The organism is Nocardia amikacinitolerans (assembly GCF_900215415.1).
Lineage (GTDB): Bacteria > Actinomycetota > Actinomycetes > Mycobacteriales > Mycobacteriaceae > Nocardia > Nocardia amikacinitolerans.
On the sequence record NZ_OBEG01000003.1, the window covers coordinates 187,743 to 209,399 of the forward strand.

Consider the following 21,657-nt stretch of genomic DNA (forward strand, 5'->3'; position numbering starts at 1 on the left):
GACTCGCTGGGCGACAACCGGATACCGGGTGGCGCCGCTCGTCATCCGCCGGACGCGGTCGGCGTGGCGCTATATCGTGCCGTGCATGGGTGATCTCGTCGGGCGGGCGCGTGAGTCGGAGTTGCTCGCCACCCTTCTCGACCAGGCGGTCTCCGGTCGAGGCCGGGTGGTCCTGATCGCTGGTGAGCCTGGGATCGGCAAGACCCGCCTCGCCCAGGAGATCGCGATGCGTGCCGAGGCGGCAGGCGTGCGGGTTTCCTGGGGACGGGCGAGCGATGACGAGGGCAGTCCGCCGTACTGGATCTTCCGTCAGACCGCCCGCGCGCTCGGCACCGCGCTGCCGTCCGCGCTGACCGAAGGCGGCACCGAAAGCGACTCGGCCGCCGCGCGATTCGAGGCGTTCGAAGAATTCACCGAGCGACTCGGGAAGATTGCCGAGCCGCGCGGGCTGCTCGTCGTGCTCGACGATCTGCACTGGGCCGACGCCGGGTCGCTGGGACTGCTCGTGCACCTGGCGCGCGGCATGGCCGAGACCCGCCTGATGCTGGTGGCGACCTATCGGGACACCGAGATCGGCGGTGCGGCGCCGACCGCGGCACTGGCGGCGCTGGCGCACGAGCCAGGGCACACCAGGATTCGCTTGGCCGGGCTCCCTCCCCCGGACGTGCGACGCCAGCTCGAACTCGTCACCGGCCGCGAGGTACCGGCCGGCGTCGCCGCCGCGGTGAGCCGCCGCACCGGGGGCAACCCGTTCTTCGTCAACGAGCTCGCTCCGTTGCTCGGCGCGGACACGAGTACGTTGCCGGACGGCGTGCTCGACAGCGTACGGGTGCGATTGGCGCGGCTCACCGGGCAGAGCCGCGAATTGGTGTGCACCGCGGCGACTCTCGGAGACGAACTCGACCCGGTGGCGCTCGCCGCGGTGACCGATCAACCGGTCGAGGTGGTGCTGGGCGCACTCGACGAAGCGGGCGGCGCTGGTCTGCTGACCCACGCGGCGGGCTGGCGCTTCCGGCACGACCTCATTCGCGAAGCAGCGCGGGCGAGCCTGCCAACCGCGGCGCGAGCGGTCGCCCACGCCCGGCTCGCGGCTTGGCTGACCGACCGCCCCGATGCCGTCGAGCGAGCCGCCGAGATCGCCCATCACTGGTTGGCCGCACTCCCGGTCGGCGAGCCGCGGCAGGCCGTGGAATGGGCCGAGCTGGCAGGCGACCGTGCGCTGGCCGGGCTCGCCTGGGAACAGGCGGCCGACTTCTACCGACGGGCCTTGGCGGTCGACGTGAAATTGCCGCCGGGTGATCGCGTCCGCCTGCTCCTACGGCACAGCACCGCGCTGATCCACAACGGTGACATCCGAACCGCCGCAACGCTTCTGGCCCGCTCGGCCGAGATCGCGCGCGCCGCGGACGACCCGTACGCGCTCGGTGCGGTCGCTTTGGCCATGGAAGGCATGTCGGATCCGTGGGACACCTTCACCGGAGAACGGCTGGCCGCCGAGGCGCTGGCCCGGCTACCCACCGAGGACAGCCCGCTACGGGTGCGGCTACTTGCCCTGCGGGCGGGCGAGGCGGGGTTCACCGGCGGCGGCGACTGCGATCGGATCTCGGCAGAGGCGCTCGCGATGGCGCGCAGGATCGGCGATGGCGCGGTGCTGCGTTCGGCGCTGCGGGCCAGGCAGATGGCCAGGTCCGGTCCGGACGGGGTGCGCGAACGGCTCGATCTGGCCGACCAGATGCTCGTCCTCGGCGCGACCGAACACGATGACGACACCCTGCTCTGGGGCCGACTGTGGCGCTTCGACGCGCTGACGATGCTCGGCAGACTGGACGAGGCCGAAGCGGAGCTCGCACCGATGCGGCAGCTGACGCAACGGCTGCGCAGACCCCTCGCCCGCTGGCACTACCTGCGCCGCACGGCGGCAACGGCGTTGTCTCGGGGACGGTTCGACGAGGCGGTCGCCGACACCCGTGAGCTGGCCCGCATCCTGGCCCGCCGCCGTCGACCCGGCGATACCGACGAGGCCGCCGCGCTGTGCGCGAGTATCGGCGCGGCCGCCGCGCGATTGGGTATGGCGCCGCTGGTCCGCCGCGCCGACCAGCTGGCAGGCACCCTGCGCGGTGATCGCCCGAGCGGACTGACGCGTCGCGAGGCCGAGGTCGCGGCGCATGTGGCCGAAGGTCTCACCAATCGGCAGATCGCTTCGCTCCTTGGCATTTCCGAGCGCACGGCCGAAAGTCACGTGCAGCACATCCTCGCCAAGCTCGGCTCGACCAACCGCACCCAGATCGCCGCCTGGGTCGCGGAGCAGCGCTGAAATTCCGTACCGCCCCTCCGTGGCAGTACGGATTTCCCGTTCGGGTGATTCGGACACGATTGATCGCGGCGAAGCCATCCCGTCTCGCCGGGAAATCACGAGGGGACAACGATGAATTCAGCATCCATACCGCGCCGCATGGCGGCCGCCGCGTTGGCCGCGTTGGCCTGCACCGCGATCGGCACCGCGGTCTCGGCCGCTCCGGCATCCGCTGGATACGGCTATGCCTGTCCTGGCGGATTGTTCTGCGGCTGGGACGGTCCCGACGGCACCGGCAGCATGATCGTGCAGGTCGATTCGAACTGCGTGCTGCACGACATCGGCAACGGCGGCGTCGGCGACCGCCTGACGTCGTACTGGAACCGCACCGGCAAAACCGTGGGTGTGTACAACTGGACCGGCGTGCGCTGGCAGCTGCTCGCCTCCGTCCCGAACAACGGGCGGGGGAACATGCCGCGCGGTGCCGACAACGCGGCCGACGCGGTGCGCGTCTGCGCCTGAGCCGCCAAGTAGATGCCCCGGGACTCTTCCGCGCTCGGTCCCGGGGCATCGCAGGCCACGGCTGATTCCGGCTCACCCGCGCGCCGGCTGCTGTGTCGTTGCCCGCCTCGGGAACGGCGTGACAGACTGAGCCGACTCCGCTTGCCCATTCGCAGGGGAGGACCATCGCGTGCGAGCTGCTTACATCGAACGACTCGGGCCGCCGGAATCGATCGTCTACGGCGAGCTGCCGCCGCCGGTGGCCGGACCCGACGACGTCGTGGTCAGAGTTTCGGCAACGGCGGTGAATCACGTCGACACCTTCGTGCGCTCCGGGCGATACCCGACCGCGATGGAGTTCCCGTTCGTGATCGGCCGCGACCTGGTCGGAACTGTCGTCGAATCCCGTTCACCGGAATTCTCGCCCGGCGATCGGGTCTGGTGTAACAGCCTCGGGCACGAGGGGCGGCAGGGAGCGGCCTCCGAACTCGCCGCCGTTCCAGTCGACCGCCTCTACCATCTACCCGACGGAGCGTCTCCTACGCAGACGGTGGCTGTCGTCCACCCGGCGGCCGCCGCCTACCTCGCCGCATTCACCCACGGGAATCTCCGGCCCGGCGAGACGGCGCTGATCGCGGGCGCGGCAGGCAACCTCGGTAGCGCACTCGTCGCCCTGATCACCCGCGCCGGAGGCACGGTCATCGCGACCGCGCACCCCGACGACCACGACTACTGCCGACTCCTGGGCGCCGCGCACACCATCGACTACCGCGAGGCGAACGTCGTCGACAAGGTGCGCGACATCGTGGCCAGCGGCGTCGACCTCTCCATCGATACCTCCGGCCGGAACGACATGGTGGCCGCCGTGGAGATGCTCGCGATCGGGGGCCGGATCGTCATCGTCGCGGGCACCGGTTCCCGATCCGAACTGCTGACGGGAGCGCTGTATCTGAAGGACGGTTCGATCCACGGCTTCGTCATCTCCCGCGCGAGCAGCGCACGACTGCGCGACGCCGCGACGGCGATCAATCGCCACCTGCTCGACGGAGCGCTGCGACCGCGGTCGATCGACCTGCTTCCACTGTCGGCCGCCGCCGAGGCACATCGCCGAATCGAGACCGAGCGACTGCACGGCACCCGCCTGGTTCTCGAGATCTGACGCGTAAGGGTGACGCCAGGACATAAGGGCAAGTTATGAGGTTGTCGGTACCGGACCTCTAGCCGCGCACGTGATCGGGCACCAAGATCGGGGACATCCGCTGGTCGCGGGGTGCGGAACGGCAGAGGAGAACATTGGCGCTGCCTGCGTCGATGTCCTGGACAGGGCCTGCGTCGAGGAGTGCCCGATCGACTGCATCTTCATCGGCGATCGGATGGCGTACATCCAGCCCGACGAGTGCATCGACTGCGGGGCATGCGAACCGGTCTGCCCGGTCGAGGCGATCTACTTCGAGGACGACATTCCCTCGGGCCAGGAGCAGTTCGTCATCGAGAACGCCCGCTTCTTCGCCGAGCCGCTGCCCGGACGGCAAGCCCCACTCGGGCAGCCGGGTGCCGCGGCGGGTATCGGCGCGCTGGGAGTCGACACCGTTTTCGTGCGGGAATACCAGCCGTGATTCTTGTTCCGACCTTGCCTCCTGTTCGGCGCGTGATTTCGTGCCCTGCTAGGAATGGTGTTGATTTCGGATAGGAGACATGACTGTGAAGTTGATCGGTGTGATCGGTGGCGGCACGATGGGTGCGGGCATCGCCGAGGTGTGTGCGAAGGCCGGGAGCGAGGTCCTGGTGCTCGAGACGACGGTGGAGTTCGCCGAGGCGGCGCAGCAGCGGATCGAGTCGTCGATCTCGCGTGGCGTGACGAAGGGCAAGATCACCCAGGCGGACGCCGACGCGGTGCTCGCCCGGGTGCGCGTCACCCTCGATATCGAGGAGTTCGCCGATCGTGACCTGGTCATCGAGGCGGCCCCGGAGATCGAGTCGCTGAAGTACGAGATCTTCGGCAAGCTCGACAAGATCGTGAAGCCGGCAGGCATCCTCGCGACCAACACCTCGTCGATCCCGGTCATCAAGGTCGCGGGCGCGACCAAGCGTCCCGAGCAGGTCGTCGGCGTGCACTTCTTCAACCCGGTGCCGGTGATGCCGCTGGTCGAGATCATCTCCACCCTGGTCACCTCTCCGGAGACGGCCGCCGCTGTCACCGACTACGCGAAGAACACCCTGGGCAAGACCACCGTCCAGGCCGGTGACCGCTCCGGCTTCATCGTCAACGCGCTGCTGATCCCGTACCTGTGCCAGGCCGTCCGGATGCTCGAGTCGGGCTACGCCTCCGCCGAGGACATCGACGCGGCGATGAAGGGCGGCTGCGGTTACCCGATGGGTCCGCTCACCCTGCTCGACACCGTCGGCCTCGACATCGCATTGGCGGCAGCCGAGTCGCTGTACGCCGAATTCGCCGAACCGCACTACGCGCCGCCCGCGCTGCTGCGCCGGATGGTCGACGCGGGCCACCTCGGCCGCAAGACCGGTCGCGGCTTCTACAGCTACAACTGAGGTCGCGCGGGCTCATCGCCCGCTGCCGGGACACCACCGCGCCACCCGACGATATTCATCGAGGTGAGCGGTGGTGTCCGTGCCCTTGCACGCCTGGTCAGGCCGCCGCGCGTCGGCGGACGGTGCGTTCGAGGATCCCGAGTGTTGCCTCCGCGCCGATCTACGGAAATCGTTGTTGCCCTGGGCAGGTCGCAGGCTTGCCCGGATCAGGACACCGACCGATCGGTCGGCATCGGTTCGGTGGGACGTCGTGGCGAGGGGAGCGGCATCGGGAGTTCCCCCCGTCGGGCAGCCCGCAACCACCGCTGTCCGGAGTCGATGGCACGCCGGGTCTTGCGCACGGTGGGTACCTGTGTGAGCAGGTGTAGCTGATATCGCCACGGCATTTGCGGCCCGTGCCGAGCCGCCATCGCGTAGGCGAACTGCACGGCGCTGCGGTCGAGATACCGGTCGGCGTGTTCGAACCAGATCATGCTGTTGCGGGCGGCGGCCTGTATCGGGCGCATCGCAGCGCGCCGCTGCGCGTCGTAATTCTCCAGCGCGTCGGCGATCTCGGCATGCTGGTACAGGTTCTGGGCGAGCACGACGGCGTCGATGATCGCCAACCGGGTGCCCGAACCGATGGTGAAGTGCGTCGTGTGCGCCGCATCGCCGACCAGCACCACGTTGTCGTGACACCAGGTCTTGTTGGTCACCTCGGGAAAGCGGCTCCACCTTGCGAACTCGCCTCGCGTCTTGCTGATCAACGAGTGACCGTCGAGAGGGCGCGCGAAGATGTTCTCCAGGACGCGCAAGCACTCCAGGTTGTCCATGGAATCGAAGCCGAGTCCGCGCCAAGTCTGCGGTTGGCACTCGACGATGCAGGTGCTGATCTTGTCGGCGACCGACGGGTAGGCGTGGAACCAGATCCACCCGGCCGAGGTGTGTTCGAAGGCGAAGGTGAATCGGGTGAAGACCTCGTCCGTGCCGAGCCAGATGTATCGGTTCTCGCCGAGTGCGACGGACGTGCCGAAATGATGATCACCCAGCTGCCGTATCCGGCTGTTCGCGCCATCGGAAGCGACGACGAGATCGGCGTGGTCGAAGCCGGACAGATCGTGGACCTCACGCCCGTGCTGGACATCAACCCCCAAGTCACTCGCCCGCCGGGTAAGTACCTCGAGCAACGCCGCGCGCCCCATGCTGAACCCGTAGCCACCGAAATGTGCGGTCTCCTCGTCGCGTACATGGATTGCTTGTTCACGCCATACGACCGAGCCCGCGCGCACCGCCTGCGCGCTGTCGGGATCGTTTCCATAGAGAAGGTCGAGCAGGTCGTCCCAATACACGACGCCCCAACCATAGGTGGACCCGGCGGGATCGCGGTCGATCACCGTGATGTCATGGGCCGGGTCGCGCCGCTTCATCGAAATAGCGAAGTACAACCCGGCAGGCCCGCCGCCGACACACACGATTTTCATTTCCAGCCACCAGCTTCAGCGCGGTTGGTCGAACCTGGCCTCACGCAATCGGTTCTCGATGCAACCGAGCCCGGCACGCTGTGCGTGTCCGGGCTCGATCACCGGGACTAGAAGCTGCCCCAACCACCCCAGCCACCCCAACCGAAGGGGTTCCACCAATTCCCCCAGCCGGGACCACCCCAACCCCAGCCGCCATGGCCCCAACCCCAGCCACCGCCGTGACCCCATCCCCAGCCACCGCCGTGACCCCAACCCCAACCGCCGCCACCCCATCCCCAGCCACCGCCCCAGCCGGGGCTGTTGACGAGTTGGGTTTCGGACGTGGGATTTGTCGCGTGCGCACTAGGCGCTTGAGCCGCCGCTGTGGCGACCGGAATCGCAGCAATTGCCGCTATGCCGGCGGCTGCCGCCAACCGGGCGAACTTCGTGTGTGATTTCTTTCTCTCGCTCATGACAGGTCTCCGGAATGCTGTCCCGACCTGCTCGAAGTCTACGCGGTTTCCCCGTACCCCAGTAGTCGTCGCGTTCAACTATTTATAATGCCCGCCACCTTGCGTGCCGCCGCCCAATTCGCGGACGCCCGCGTGCTTCGTGGGGAGGGAGACGGTGCTGACGGGTGCGAGAGGCCCCAGGACCTGACCGACCTTTCCCGGCCGACAAACCGTCATCCGACCTGTCGGCGCCGTTCTGGCCGAGTGGGCACAATGAGTGAATCGGATCCGACGGTGCACCTGGCATTGGGTGAATTCGCTGACCGGCTGAGCGACCCGGCCCGGCGACGACCTCGAACGCGCAGACAGCCACGGACCCGAGATGAGAAGAGAATGGCACAGCGATTTCGGGTCGTTGTCAGCAAGAGCGCCGGCAATTGCGCGGCGACTCGACGCGCTCGGTGCCGAACTGTTCGGCGCGGACAAAGATGCTGAGCCGCCGATCAGCATCCATTACGCCAGCAGTATTACCCCGCGGGAAAGCGGGTGAAGCGCAACGGTGACGGGGCGGATGTCACGATGCCGATTCGATCAGCAGATGCTCCAAACGGGCCGTATCGTCGGAGTCCTGATCGACACTGATCACTGCGACGAACTCGCGATCACCGGCACGTCGCTGCAAGGGACTCCAGGAGTTGGCGAGATACCAGCTTGCGCCGGTGGTACCACGCGGCCCCAATCCCGCGCAGAATATCCAGTATCGTTCGGGGTGCGTGTCCGGGCTCGGTCGCACCCGCGCGATGACGCCGATGCTGTGGTCTCCGCTCGAGCCATACCGGCTACCGTCGGTCAACTCCAACTGCTCTGAACCGGAATCGCCTTCAGCGCCGCTGCCTTTGAGAGTGAAAAGCGGGCGATCGACGCTGTCGAGGTACATACGTGTGCAGTCGTTGCACGTCAGTCCAAAGCTGATATAGGGCAGGTCATTGTGCGCGACGACGTCCCGGTCGCTCCGGATATCAGTCGACAGATCTGGGTGGCGCTGGAGCACGGAAAACACGTACAGCAGTCCGCGAACTTCCTTCTCCGGTAAGGCAGCCAGCACTTCCGAGCGATGATCAGCCGCGACGGCGCGGACCTTTTCGTATGCGCACGGGTGTGGGGCGTCGGCCGCACCGAATACTGGCGCGGGCCGCAGCGGTAGCTCGAATGTCGGGTACACGAGAGTAACCCCGTTGGTGATCATCTCAGCCCCGAGAAATGCTTCGAGCTCGATGTCGGTTCCGGGAGAATCCAACTCGTGCCCGCCACCGGCATCTGCCATCTGAAACAATCTCTCGATCGTCCAGCCAGGGAACATCCTGACCAGTACCCGGCAATGGTAGTCGCGTGGAAGCCCGACCATCCTGCCCGAAAGCCACTGATAGAACTGTGTCTTCGCCGGCCCGTATCCAGGAGGGATCGGAGGATCGAGTTGCGCGGCGCACCTATCGTACGCGGCCAGGAAATCCGAATGGCTCTTGAGATGCTGCTCCGCCAGCAGCATCTTCAGAACGGTAGCCAATGGAACCCCCTTACCCCTGAAACCTCCGCCCTGGTGGCGGCGACTCGATTTACAACCGCGGCTCGCATGATCGGCAACGCCGTCCGGTGACCGCCTCGACCGCTCGGATACCGGTGCAGCAGAGGCGGTTACCGTTCTCAACCGCAGTGGCCACGGTGAGCTGCGCCGTTCCCCTCCCTGCTGGGGTGACCGCAAAGCTGCGTGTCCGGGTCGATGTACAGCGAGGTAGCCGCAATGCTGTTGTCGGGTCTCCGAGGGGTGGCAACGACCTGCACCGTACCGGCAGGCGCGATCGCCGTGACCTGCGCTATCCGAGTCGATGGTGGAGGTGGTCGCGCCAGTACCGGATCGCTCGATCCAGGAACGGCGAAGCCGGTATCCATCACGGAACGTTCGCGTCTCCCGACGTGTTCCTCGAGGTCGGAGAGCGGGAGGTGATGGTAGGCATGACGGCTCCTTTGCCGCGACGATGATTCCCCGACTGCAACCGGATGGTTTCTTCCAGTAAGCCCTCTACGTTGTTGCAGAGCAATGAATCTTCGATCCGTTTTCGTCCGTTTTCACTGCTGGACCTTGCCTCCCGTCGATGTAACCGACCGACTGCTGCAGATCTTTGACGGTAGACCCACGACCAGGGTGATTCGGTACCGGCGGTGGCACGGACGGACCTGCACGGTGATCGCATCGGAGCGTCGCCGGTGAGTCATCGCCTCGGTGACGAAACCCGTTGTGGCGCATGCCTCGAGGGTACCCACGCGGCGTTGTATCCCAACGGCTGCGGCGGTGCTCGTGATCACGGCGATCGGCTCGGTCCGGTAGGGGTTGCCGACCCGACGGGGAGTCTCCAGATCTTCGACAGGCGGCGGGAATCCGATAGCGAACGAAAACGAACCGCTCGGGCGGGTCCATCGCCAGTTTCGAGGACTCTAATGGAAGTTGCGGGCCGCCACAGCAACTCGGGCAAACGGCCGAGTTGCACTACAGGAATTTCGCAGCAACAAAGGAGGCAAGCATCGTGCCTACCATCACCTCGATCTCCCCGACGTCGGGACCCACGACGGGGGGAACAAGCGTCACGATCACCGGTACGGGGTTCGCTGGCCCGACCACCGTGCGATTCGGCACTACCGCAACGACTTTCACCCTGGATTCGTCGACCCAGATCACGGCGATCGCCCCTGCCGGCTCGGTCGGTACCGTTCAGGTCACCGTTACCACCTCGGCGGGCACCAGCAATGGTGTGCCCTATACCTATCTCGCGGTTCCCGCGTTGAGCAGCATCAACCCCGGTCAGGGGTCGACTGCGGGCGGAACGACGGTCACGCTCACCGGGTCGGGGCTGACGGGGGCCACGGCGGTGAATTTCGGTGGCGCACCGGCGGCCTCGTTCACGGTCGATTCCGACACGCAGATCACCGCTGTTTCCCCGGCGGGCACCGGGTTCGTGTCCGTTACCGTCACCGGACCGGGCGGTACCAGCAACCCGGTTACCTACATCTATGTCGTTGTTCCGACGATCACCTCTATCTCCCCGACCGCCGGTCCCACCGCGGGTGGGAACAACGTGACGATCACCGGCACCGGATTCACCGGCCCGTTGACCGTTCGGTTCGGCACGACCGCAACGACATTCACCGTGAACTCCGCCACCCAGATCACCGCCATCGCCCCAGCCCATGCGGCCGGGACGGTGCCGGTGACCGTTACCGGCTCGGGTGGAACCAGTAACAGCGTCAGCTACACATACGCCGCGGTTCCTACCCTGACCGGGGCGGTACCGAACACCGGCCCGGTCGCTGGTGGGACGACGGTCGTCCTCACCGGGACGGGCCTTACAGGTGCGACTTCGGTGAGTTTCGGTGGCACACCGGCGACCTCGTTCACGGTCGACTCCGCCACCCAGATCACCGCCGTCGCCCCGGCGCGGGCGGCGGGGACGGTGCAGATCACTGCCACGACAGCGGGCGGCACCAGTAACGGTATCGCCTTCACCTACGTCTGACAGTGAATGCGGCGGGGCCGCCGGTAGGCCATTGCCTGCCGGCGGCTCCGTTGCATGGCGATCGAACCGAAGCCCGCCGCCATCATGGATGGTGTTGCAGGGTGGGTGGTTTCGCACGCTCCGTGCTCGAGATCGGTACGTCTTGGTACTGCAACGACACCTGACCACAACCACGCTTCACCGTGCGGGACACCAGCGGTAATCGCCAGGAGAATCGATGTCGCGTTCGGTGTGGGGTTGATACGGTCAGGGGCTCCTGCCCGCGACGCACGGATGAAAGTGAATGAGAATGGTATCAATGGCCTGTAAAGACGCAGGTCAGGAAGTGTGCTCCCCGCGCATGCGGGGATGAGCCCAGTTCGGCTACGACCCGGAAGAGGTCGAGATCGTGCTCCCCGCGCATGCGGGGATGAGCCCCTCGACGACGCCGAAGAGCTCGACGAGCAACGGTGCTCCCCGCGCATGCGGGGATGAGCCCGACACCGGAATTACCGTGACATCGTTGTCTTCGTGCTCCCCGCGCATGCGGGGATGAGCCCGATCAACGATCCGGACACCAACTCACGAAGCAGTGCTCCCCGCGCACGCGGGGATGAGCCTTGGCCGCCACCGCGCAGGAGGCGATCACCCAGGTGCTCCGCGCGCATGCGGGGATGAACCCAAGGTGCGCGGCGCGGGCGCCGACAAGGACGAGTGCTCCCCGTGCATGCGGGGATGGGCCCGCCAGTGTCCACGCCAGCAGCCGCTTGTAGTCGTGCTCCCCGCGCACGCGGGAATGAGCTCCGGGAACGGGCAAGGCGCTGTCGTCGAGGGCGAGCTCTTCGCGCGCATGGGTCATCGGAATCGTTGGAATCCACGAACTTCGCTCGTGCTCCCCGGCTGTGCGGGGATCGTCTGAATCTGTGCGCGAGAGGGGACTTGAACCCCTACGTCCGTGGACACCAGAACCTAAATCTGGCGCGTCTGCCAATTTCGCCACTCGCGCTTGATGGTACGACCGTCCAAACTCTACCGGGCTTGACCGTGATCGCGAAGCAACTGTGGCGAGTGTCGTACTGGCCGGTAACACGACCAGGGACTATAACGATTCGGTAACGGTCAACATGAGGGGCACTCATGTTTCATACGTGTTGGTAACCGGGTGGACCAGCGCGTTCAAACATGAGGACGGGTCATGTTTTTCATCATTCTGGTACGGACGTACGCAAATACTCGGGGGTAAGGGGTCGGCGGCGGGCCAAACGTGAGGATTTCCTCATGATTTTGTGCCATCCTCGCCCGTATCAGGCCTAGAGGTCGAGGACGACCCGCGCACCTATAGGAAGCGGCGTGTCGACAACGGGCATGTCGCCAGGAGAAGGAAGTCGAAGCGTCTTGACGATCAACGAGAGCACCGAGACCGGAACCGGAGCGAGCGCGAAGGTGGTCAGGACTGCCGGGCAGGCAGCCGGCGTGCGATCGCCGCTGCTGGATCGTTTGCTGAACGGGACGCCGTACGCGCTGGCCTTCGGTGGGCAGGGTGCGCAATGGCTCGGCGAACTGGAGGAGATCGGGCGCGACAGCGCGCTGGAGCCGGAGCTGACCGCGTTGGTCAACGAGGCGGCCGCGCTGCTGGAACCCGTTGCGGCACAACTACTCGTGGTCCGTCCGGTCGGGTTCGACCCGATCGCGTGGATGCTCGAGGACGAGCTGGTCGACACCGAGCAGGGTGAGACCTCGGCGGCGCCTTCGGAGCAGGTGCTGCGGTCCGCGGCCGTGTCGATGCCGGGCGTGCTGCTGACCCAGCTGGCGGCGCTTCGCGCGCTGCGGTTGCAGGGTCTCGATTTCGCCGAGCACGCGCCGGTCGCCGTCGTCGGACACTCGCAGGGCAGGCTGGCCGCCGCGGCGGTGCGGTCGGGCGGTGCGCGCGATGCGGAGCTGCTGGCGATCGCGCAGTTGATCGGCGCCGCGGGCAACCTGGTGGCACGTAGGCGCGGGCTGATGCCGGTGGGCGATCGTTCGCCGATGGTCGCGGTGTCGAACGTGGACCCCGAGCAGTTGGCCGCGGTGGTCGCCGAGGTTGCCGAGGGCGTGAATCCCGATGTGGCAGCGGTGGTCTCGATCCGCAACGGGCGGCGCAGGGCGGTGCTGTCCGGCACCCCGACGCAGTTGGAGCGGGTGCGGCAGCGCTGCGCGCAGATCTCCGACGAGCAGACCCGCGAACGCGACGCGAAGGTGCGCGGCGGTGCGGTGTTCGCCCCGGTCTTCGAGGACGTGTCCGTCGACGTCGCCTTCCATCACCCGGCCCTGGCCGAGACGGTGGAAATGGTGGCGGGCTGGGCCACCCAGTGCGGGCTGGACGCGGAGCTGGCCGGTTCGCTCGCCAAGTCCATCCTGGTCGACCCGGTGGACTGGGTGCAGTCCGTGGACGACCTGGTCGACGCGGGCGCGCAGTGGATTCTGGATCTCGGTCCCGGTGATCTGCTCACCCGTCTCACCGGCGGCACGTTGAAGGGCAGTGGCGTCGGCATCGTCGCCGCCGCGACCCGTCCCGGCCAGCGCAGCCTGTTGACCCCCGGCGCGGCCCCTGAGCAGGCGCGGCCGTGGTCGGACTACGCGCCGCGGCCGGTGCGGCTGCCGAACGGCCGGATCGTGGTCGAGACCGCGTTCACCAAGCTGACCGGTCGCTCGCCGATCCTGCTCGCGGGCATGACGCCGACCACCGTGGACGCCAAGATCGTCGCGGCCGCGGCGAACGCGGGCCACTGGGCCGAGCTCGCCGGCGGCGGCCAGGTGACCGAGCAGATCTTCGCCGACCGGGTCGCCGAGCTGAAGACGCTGCTGCAGCCCGGTCGCGCGGTGCAGTTCAACTCGCTGTTCCTCGATCCTTACCTGTGGAAGCTGCAGCTGGGCGGCAAGCGCCTCGTGCAGCGGGCCAGGAGCACGGGCGCTCCGTTCGACGGCGTGATCGTCACCGCGGGCATTCCGGAGCTGGACGAGGCCGTCGCGCTCATTCAAGAACTCACCGAGGTCGGCATCTCGCACGTCGCGTTCAAGCCGGGCACCGTCGCGCAGATCCGCGCCGTGTTGCGGATCGCCGACGAGGTGCCGGACTACCCGGTGATCATGCACATCGAGGGCGGCAAGGCGGGCGGCCACCACTCCTGGGAGGACCTGGACGACCTGCTGCTGGAGACCTACGCCGAACTGCGCAACCGCCCCAACGTGGTGGTCTGCGTCGGCGGCGGCATCGGAACTCCCGAGCGCGCGACGGAATACCTCACCGGCTCGTGGTCGCAGGCGCACGGCTACCCGGTGATGCCGCTGGACGGCGTGCTGGTCGGCACCGCGGCGATGGCGACGCTGGAGGCCACCACCGCACCCGAGGTCAAGCAGCTGCTCGTCGACACCCCCGGCACCCCCGACTGGGTCGGCGCGGGTACCGCGTCCGGCGGAATGGCCTCGGGCCGTAGCCAATTGGGCGCCGACATCCACGAGATCGACAACGCCGCGTCGCGCACCGGCCGCCTGCTCGACGAGGTCGCGGGCGACGCCGACGCGGTCGCCGCCCGGCGCGCGGAGATCATCGAGGCGCTGAACGGCACGGCAAAGCCGTACTTCGGCGATCTCGGCACCATGACCTACCTCGAATGGCTGGAACGCTACGTCGAGCTGGCCGTCGGCCTTGACCGCCGCAAGGACTTCGACTGCGGCAGCGACCTCGGCGACGCCATCCTCGACGCGACGCGTTCGGTGTGGCTCGACATCACCTGGCGCGACCGCTTCGCGGAGATGGTGCGGCGCACCGAGTCCCGGCTGCACCCGGCCGACCGAGGCGAGATCCCGACGCTGTTCGCCGACGACGAGGCGTTCGAGCGCCCGGTCGAGGCCCTGTGCACGCTGAAGAAGCAGTACCCGGCCGCCGAGCAGACCCTGCTGCACCCCGCCGACGTTCCGTTCTTCATCGCGCTGTGCAAGACGCCTGGCAAGCCGGTCAACTTCGTCCCGGTCGTCGACGCCGACGTGCGGCGCTGGTGGCGTTCGGATTCCCTGTGGCAGGCACACGATCCGCGTTACTCGGCCGATCAGGTGTGCGTCATCCCCGGCACCGTGTCCGTCGCGGGCATCACCCAGGTGGACGAGCCGGTCGGCGAGCTGCTCGACCGCTTCGAGCAGGACACCGCCTACTCGCTGGTGCGCGCGGGCGTGGTGCCGACCCCGATCGACGCGCGCCGCGCCGCGGGCGTGACGAGCGGCCCGATCGACGCGGTGCTGGCCGCGCCGGATGTGCAGTGGGCGGGCCGCACCACCGTGAACCCGGTGCACCGGCTCGGCGACCACCACGAATGGACGGTGGACGGCAAGGGCGCCGTGCACCCGCGCACCGGCGCCACCCTGGTCGAGACCACCGGTCCGGAGGCCGACCACTCCTACGTCGAGCTGACCGTTCCGCTGCTGCGCAGCGACGCGGTGCGCATCCGGATCACCGTGCCGACCTCCATCTACAACGGCGGCGCGCCGGTCGTCACCGAGGACGACGCAGAGGCCGCCATGGCGGCGTTGCTCGCGGTCGCGGCGGGACAGTCGCTGCCGGAGGTCAAGGGCTTGGTGGCGCACGTCAACCTGGCCTGGACCCCGGATCTGATCGCCGACCACGCCGGTGTCACCGGATCGGGTCTGCCCGCCTCGCTCAGCACGCTGGGCCGTACCGCGCCCGACGTGCTGGTCGGCGCCTGCTGGCCCGCCGTGTTCGCGGTGCTCGGCGCCACCCGCACCGGCGACGCGCGCTCGGTCATCGAGGGCATGCTCGACCTGGTGCACCTCGACCACCAGATCGAGCTGCTGCGCGAATTGCCGAGCACCACAAGCATTCTCGTGGTGCGAGCGGAGTCGAAGTCGGTGCTCGACACCGATATGGGCCGCGTCGTCGAGGTGGAGGTCACCGTCGGCGAGATGCGCGACCAAGGCCTGGACGTGGTGCCACTGGCCCGGCTCAGCGAGCGCTTCGCCATCCGCGGCCGCAACGGCTCGGGCGAACTGGCCGACCCGCCGCGGGCCGCGGGCACCGCCGCGTCGGCCACCGACACCCCGCGCCGCCGTCGCCGCGACGTCACTCTCGTCGCGCCGCGCGCCATGCACGCTTTCGCCGCGGTGTCCGGCGACCACAACCCGATCCACACCAGCGACAACGCCGCCAAGCTCGCCGGGCTGGGCAGCCCGATCGTGCACGGCATGTGGCTTTCGGCCGCCGCGCAGCACGCGGTGTCCGCCGTGGATCCCGAAAGCTCGGTTCCCGCACGGACTCTCACCGCATGGACCACGCGCTTCCTCGGCATGGTGCGTCCCGGCGCGGAGATCGACGTGCGGGTCGAGCGGATCGCAGTCGACGCGGGCAGCGAGATCGTCGAGGTCTCCTGCCGCACGGGCGGTGATCTCGTGATGACCGCGACCGGCCGCACGAAGGCGCCGAAGACCGTGTACGCCTTCCCGGGGCAGGGCATCCAGCGCAAGGGGATGGGTCTGGACGCCCGGTCGCGGTCCAAAGCGGCCAAGGAGATCTGGGAGCGCGCCGATAAGCACACCCGCGAGGCGCTCGGCTTCTCGATCCTGGCCGTGGTGCGCGACAACCCGACCTACCTCAAGGCGCGCGGCGTCGAACACCGGCACCCGGACGGCGTGCTGCACCTGACTCAGTTCACCCAGGTCGCCATGGCGACCCTTGGCGTCGCCCAGGTCGCCGAGCTGCGCGAGGCCGGCGCGTTCGTCGAGGGCGCCATGCTCGCTGGTCACTCGGTCGGTGAGTACAACGCGCTCGCCGCGGTCGCCGGGGTGCTGCCGCTCGAGGCGGTGCTCGAGGTGGTGTTCCAGCGCGGTTCGGCGATGCACGAGCTGGTGCCGCGGGATGCCCAGGGCCGCAGCGACTATCGGATGGCCGCCATCCGTCCCTCGCAGATCGGCCTGCCCGACGAGGACGTGATCGGCTTCGTCCAGGGTGTGTCCGAGCAGACCGGCGAATTCCTCGAGGTCGTCAACCTGAACCTGCGCGGCTCGCAGTACGCCATCGCGGGCACGGTCGCGGGCCTGGAGGCGCTGGAGACCGAGATCGACCGTCGCCGTGCCGAATTCGGCGGCAAGCGGGCGTTCATCCTGGTGCCGGGCATCGACGTGCCTTTCCACTCCACCGTGCTGCGCAAGGGCGTTCCGGAGTTCCGGCAGAAGCTCGAGCAGCTGCTGCCCGCGGACCTGCGGCCGGACGTGCTGGTCGGCCGCTACATCCCGAACCTGGTGCCGAGGCTGTTCTCGCTGGAGCGCGATTTCGTCCAGGAGATCGCGGATCTGGTGCCCTCGGAACCGCTGGCCGCGGTGCTCGCCGATTTCGACAGCTGGGCGGCCCGGCCCGCCGATCTGTGCCGTGTGGTGCTGATCGAACTGCTCGCCTGGCAGTTCGCCAGCCCGGTGCGCTGGATCGAGACCCAGGATCTGCTGTTCACCGACGCCGAGAACGGCGGGCTCGGTGTCGAGCGATTCATCGAGATCGGTCTCGGCGCGACGCCGACCGTGGCGAACCTGGCCAGCCAGACCCTCAAGCTGCCGAGCTTCGGCACCGCCACCGTCGAGGTGCTCAACATCGAGCGCGAGGCCGCGGTCGTCTACGCGACCGACACCGACCCCGCCCCGGTCGACGAGCCCGACGAGACCCCGGCCGAGACCGCCGCCCCGGCCGCCGCCGCGCCCGCCGCGGTGGCCGCCCCGGCACCGGTCGCGAGCTCGGGCGGTCCCCGTCCCGACGACATCCTGTTCACGGCTGCCGACGCCACCCGGGTGCTCATCGCGCTGTGGACGAAGCTGCGGCTGGACCAGATCGGCCCGGTGGACACCATCGAGGGTCTCTGCGACGGCGTCTCCTCGCGGCGCAATCAGCTGCTCGTCGACCTCGGCTCCGAGCTCTCGCTCGGCGCCATCGACGGCGCGGCCGACGCCGACATGGGCGCGCTCTCGGCCACCGTCGAGCGGCTGGCGCGCACCTACAAGCCGTTCGGCTCGGTGCTGTCCGACTCGATCAACGACCACCTGCGCAAGGTTTTCGGCCCGTCCGGCAAGCGGCCCGCCGCGATCGCCGAGCGCGTCAAGAAGGTGTGGGAGCTCGGCGACGGCTGGGCAAGCCACGTCACCGCCGAGGTCTCGCTCGGCACCCGCGAAGGCGCCAGCGTGCGCGGCGGCGATCTCGGCGGACTGGTCTCGGGCGCGCTGAGCGACGCGGCCTCGGTCGACGCCGCCATCGACGCGGCCGTGCAGGCCGTCGCCGCCCGGCGCGGTGTCGCGGTGTCGCTGCCAACGGCGGGCGGTGGCGGCGGCGCCACGGTCGACGCGGCGGCGCTCGGCGAGTTCACCGAACAGATCACCGGCCGCGACGGCGTGCTCGCCTCGGCGGCGCGGGTCATCCTGGAGCAGCTCGGTCTGGCCGATCGGGTGTCGGCTCCGGAGGCAACCGAAGACACGCTGGTCGACCTGGTCTCGGCCGAATTGGGTTCGGACTGGCCGCGTTTGGTCGCGCCCGCGTTCGATGGACGCAAGGCGGTGCTGATCGACGACCGCTGGGCGACCGCCCGCGAGGATCTGGCGCGGCTGTGGCTGCTCGACGACGCGGACACGGCCGACGGGTCGGTCATCGGGTTCCTCGGTGCCGGCGAAGCCGTTGCGGCGCAAGCCGAATGGTGGCGCGAGCAGGCCAAGCACGAGGCGCGCTCGGTGCTGGCGGGTCTGTACGGGCGCATCGCCGAGGCCGCGCGCAGCACGCAGGAGCCGGGCCTGTGGTCCGACGACATCGCGGTGATCACCGGCGCGAGCAAGGGTTCCATCGCCGCGGCGGTGACCGGACGCCTGCTCGGCGGCGGCGCGACCGTCATCGTCACCACGTCGAGCCTGAACGACGACCGTCTCGGCTTCTACAAGAAGCTCTACCGCGAGAACGCAAGGCACGGCGCCGCCCTGTGGGTGGTGCCCGCGAACATGGCCTCCTACCAGGACATCGACGCGCTGATCGACTGGGTCGGCAGCGAACAGGTCGACAACGCGGGCGGCGCGAAGGTCAAGATCAAGGACGCCATGACGCCGACCATGCTGCTGCCGTTCGCGGCGCCGCGGGTGGCGGGCGATCTGGCCGACGCCGGCGCGCGCGCCGAAATGGAGATGCGCGTGCTGCTCTGGTCGGTGGAGCGGCTGATCGGCGGGCTGTCCAAGCTCGGCGCCGATCACGACGTCGACGCGAAACTGCATGTGGTGCTGCCCGGTTCGCCGAACCGCGGCATGTTCGGCGGCGACGGCGCCTACGGCGAGTCCAAGGCGGCGCTCGACGCGGTGGTCGCCAAGTGGCGGGCCGAGAAGTCCTGGTCGACCCGGGTCACCTTGGTGCACGCGCTGATCGGCTGGGTGCGCGGCACCGGTCTGATGGGCCACAACGACCCGATGGTCGAGGCCGTCGAGAAGGCGGGCGTGCAGACCTGGTCCACCACCGAGATGGCCGACGAGCTGCTCAAGTGGTGCACCTCGCGGGCCCGCCAGGTGACGGTCACCGGTCCGCAGCAGATCGACCTGACCGGCGGACTGGCAAGGGCCAAGCTGGATCTGCCCGCGCTGGCCAAGGAAGCGGCCGAGCGGGAGGCGGCGGAGACCGCGGAAACCGCTGCGGCCGCGACCATTCCGGCCCTGCCCGCCCCGCCGACCATGACCTCGGCGCTGCCGGTGCCCGAGTGGGGCGAGGTCACCGCCGATCTGGCCGACATGGTGGTCATCGTCGGCGCGGCCGAACTCGGCCCGTACGGCTCCTCGCGCACCCGCTTCGAGATGGAGGTCTCCGACGAGCTCTCCGCGGCGGGCGTGCTCGAACTCGCCTGGACCACCGGCATGGTGACCTGGGAGAACGATCCCAAGCCGGGCTGGTACGACGCCGAATCCGGCGACTACGTCCCGGAATCCGAAGTGGCCGAGCGCTACCACGACGCCGTGGTCGCCCGTTGCGGTATCCGCCGCTACGAGGACGACGGCGCCATGCTCGACAACACCGCGCCGCTGATGACCTCGGTGTTCCTCGACCAGGATCTGTCGTTCACGGTCGGCAGCGAGGCCGAGGCCCGCGCCTTCCACGCGGCCGATCCGGAGCACACCGTCGTCACAGCGGTGCCGGACTCGAGTGACTGGACGGTGACCCGCAAGGCGGGCACCGAGATTCGGGTGCCGCGCAAGGCCAAGCTCTCGCGCACCGTCGGCGGCCAGATCCCGACCGGCTGGGACCCCACCATCTGGGGCATCTCCGCCGACATGGCCGCCTCGGTGGACCGGGTCGCGCTGTGGAACATCGTCTGCACGGTGGACGCGTTCCTCGGCTCCGGCTTCAGTCCCGCCGAGCTGATGAGCTGGGTGCACCCCTCGCTGGTCGCCAACACCCAGGGCACCGGCATGGGCGGCATGTCCTCGATGCGCTCGCTCTACGTCGACAACCTGCTCGGCGAGCCGCGACCGAACGACATCCTGCAGGAGGCGCTGCCGAACGTGGCCCTCGCGCACGTGGTGCAGTCCTACGTGGGCAGCTACGGCGCGATGGTGCACCCGGTGGCGGCCTGCGCCACCGCGGCGGTGTCCGTCGAGGAGGGTGTCGACAAGATCCGGCTCGGCAAGGCCGAACTCGTGGTCGCGGGCGGCTACGACGACCTCGGCATCGAGGGCATCGTCGGCTTCGGTGACATGTCGGCCACCGCGGACTCGGCGACCATGAGCGCCAAGGGCATCAGCGACCGGTACTTCTCCCGCGCCAACGACCGCCGCCGCGGCGGCTTCGTGGAATCGCAGGGCGGCGGCACCGTGCTGCTCGCCCGCGGTGACGTGGCGCTGGAAATGGGTCTTCCCGTGCTCGGCGTGGTGGCCTACGCGCAGTCCTTCGCCGACGGCGTGCACACCTCGATCCCGGCGCCCGGCCTCGGTGCGCTCGGCGCGGGTCGCGGCGGTCGCGAATCCCGGTTCGCCGCCGAGCTGCGCAAGCTCGGCGTCAGCCCGGACGAGATCGCGGTGGTGTCCAAGCACGACACCTCCACCGCGGCAAACGATCCCAACGAGTCCGAGCTGCACGAGCGGCTGGCCGCGGCGATCGGGCGTTCGGAAGGCGCGCCGCTGTTCGTGGTCTCGCAGAAGAGCCTGACCGGACACGCCAAGGGCGGCGCGGCCGCGTTCCAGCTGATCGGCCTGTGCCAGGTGCTGGAAACCGGTGTGGTGCCGCCGAACCGGAGCCTGGACTGTGTCGACGAGAAGATGCAGGCCTACCCGCATCTGGTGTGGCCGCGCGAGCCGCTGCGCTTCGGCGATCGGTTCCCGCTCAAGGCCGGTCTGGTCACCTCGCTCGGCTTCGGGCACGTCTCCGGCCTGCTCGCGGTGGTGCATCCGCAGGCGTTCCTGCAGGCCATCGAGCCCGCGCGGCGCGAGGAGTACCAGCGCCATGCCGAGCAGCGGCAGCTGGCCGGTCGGCAGCGGTTCGTCGAGGCCATGTGCGGCGGTGCGCCGCTGTACGAGCGGCCCGCGGACCGGCGACTCGGCGGAGAAGGCACGCCCGCCAAGCGGATTCGTCAGCTGGAGGCGGACATGCTGCTCTCGCCGCAGGCCCGCCTCGGTGCGGACGGCGCCTACCGCGCCGACGGATTCGGTTGCGGCACCGGCGCGGTCATCGTCGGGCAACTCGAGGGCGACGGCTCTTTGGATCGGTGACTTCGGCCACTACCCTTCACTCAGGCCGTCCGGCGCGGGCGGCCGGGACCCGGCGCTGAACGCCGGGTCCGGTGAACGGAGTGCGGTCGCGCGAGTGGCCGCACTCCACCGAGGGTTTAGGAGCT

The 21,657-nt window shown here is 68.7% G+C and carries 9 protein-coding genes and 1 tRNA gene; 7 read left to right on the top strand and 3 right to left on the bottom strand.

Going from position 1 to position 21,657, the window contains the following annotated elements; all coding sequences use genetic code 11:
- Positions 1–85 precede the first annotated feature (85 nt).
- From CRP45_RS15135 to CRP45_RS15155, 5 genes are all read left to right on the top strand, one after another.
- Positions 86–2,314 carry an ATP-binding protein gene (locus tag CRP45_RS15135; protein ID WP_143861439.1) on the top strand — a complete coding sequence of 743 codons (2,229 nt, stop codon included), beginning with the start codon at positions 86–88 and terminating at the stop codon, positions 2,312–2,314.
- Between the two features lie 111 nt (positions 2,315–2,425).
- A complete protein-coding gene (locus CRP45_RS15140; RefSeq protein WP_097245623.1) occupies positions 2,426–2,815 on the top strand; it encodes a peptidase inhibitor family I36 protein in 390 nt (129 codons plus the stop codon).
- A gap of 169 nt (positions 2,816–2,984) precedes the next feature.
- Complete coding sequence (locus CRP45_RS15145; protein WP_097245624.1) at positions 2,985–3,953, top strand: NADPH:quinone reductase; 969 nt, start codon at positions 2,985–2,987, stop codon at positions 3,951–3,953.
- A 73-nt stretch (positions 3,954–4,026) separates the two neighbouring features.
- Positions 4,027–4,410 (top strand): ferredoxin, encoded by a 384-nt coding sequence (gene fdxA, locus CRP45_RS15150; RefSeq protein WP_425436944.1) that lies wholly within the window; start codon positions 4,027–4,029, stop codon positions 4,408–4,410.
- A gap of 85 nt (positions 4,411–4,495) precedes the next feature.
- Entirely contained in the window at positions 4,496–5,344 is an 849-nt protein-coding gene (locus CRP45_RS15155; protein ID WP_097246088.1) for a 3-hydroxybutyryl-CoA dehydrogenase, read from the top strand.
- 206 nt (positions 5,345–5,550) lie between these two features.
- On the opposite strand, the gene CRP45_RS15160 is transcribed toward CRP45_RS15155, so the two are convergent.
- Complete coding sequence (locus CRP45_RS15160; protein ID WP_097245625.1) at positions 5,551–6,804, bottom strand: FAD-dependent monooxygenase; 1,254 nt, start codon at positions 6,802–6,804, stop codon at positions 5,551–5,553.
- Between the two features lie 1,005 nt (positions 6,805–7,809).
- Complete coding sequence (locus CRP45_RS15170; protein ID WP_097245626.1) at positions 7,810–8,781, bottom strand: hypothetical protein; 972 nt, start codon at positions 8,779–8,781, stop codon at positions 7,810–7,812.
- A 1,033-nt stretch (positions 8,782–9,814) separates the two neighbouring features.
- On the opposite strand from CRP45_RS15170, the gene CRP45_RS15175 reads away from it, so the two are divergent.
- Positions 9,815–10,801, top strand: a complete 987-nt coding sequence (locus CRP45_RS15175; protein ID WP_097245627.1) for an IPT/TIG domain-containing protein — start codon at positions 9,815–9,817, stop codon at positions 10,799–10,801.
- A 903-nt stretch (positions 10,802–11,704) separates the two neighbouring features.
- On the opposite strand, the gene CRP45_RS15180 is transcribed toward CRP45_RS15175, so the two are convergent.
- Positions 11,705–11,786 (bottom strand) — tRNA-Leu (locus CRP45_RS15180).
- A 437-nt stretch (positions 11,787–12,223) separates the two neighbouring features.
- Here CRP45_RS15180 and CRP45_RS15185 point away from each other — a divergent pair.
- Positions 12,224–21,532 (top strand): fatty acid synthase subunit beta domain-containing protein, encoded by a 9,309-nt coding sequence (locus tag CRP45_RS15185; protein WP_425436945.1) that lies wholly within the window; start codon positions 12,224–12,226, stop codon positions 21,530–21,532.
- The last annotated feature ends 125 nt before the right edge of the window (positions 21,533–21,657 follow it).

Coding starts and splice junctions, on each gene's coding strand:
- CRP45_RS15135 (WP_143861439.1), top strand. CDS start 86: ATGGGTGATCTCGTCGGGCGGGCGCGTGAGTCGGAGTTGCTCGCCACC.
- CRP45_RS15140 (WP_097245623.1), top strand. CDS start 2,426: ATGAATTCAGCATCCATACCGCGCCGCATGGCGGCCGCCGCGTTGGCC.
- CRP45_RS15160 (WP_097245625.1), bottom strand. CDS start 6,804: ATGAAAATCGTGTGTGTCGGCGGCGGGCCTGCCGGGTTGTACTTCGCT.
- CRP45_RS15170 (WP_097245626.1), bottom strand. CDS start 8,781: ATGCTGCTGGCGGAGCAGCATCTCAAGAGCCATTCGGATTTCCTGGCC.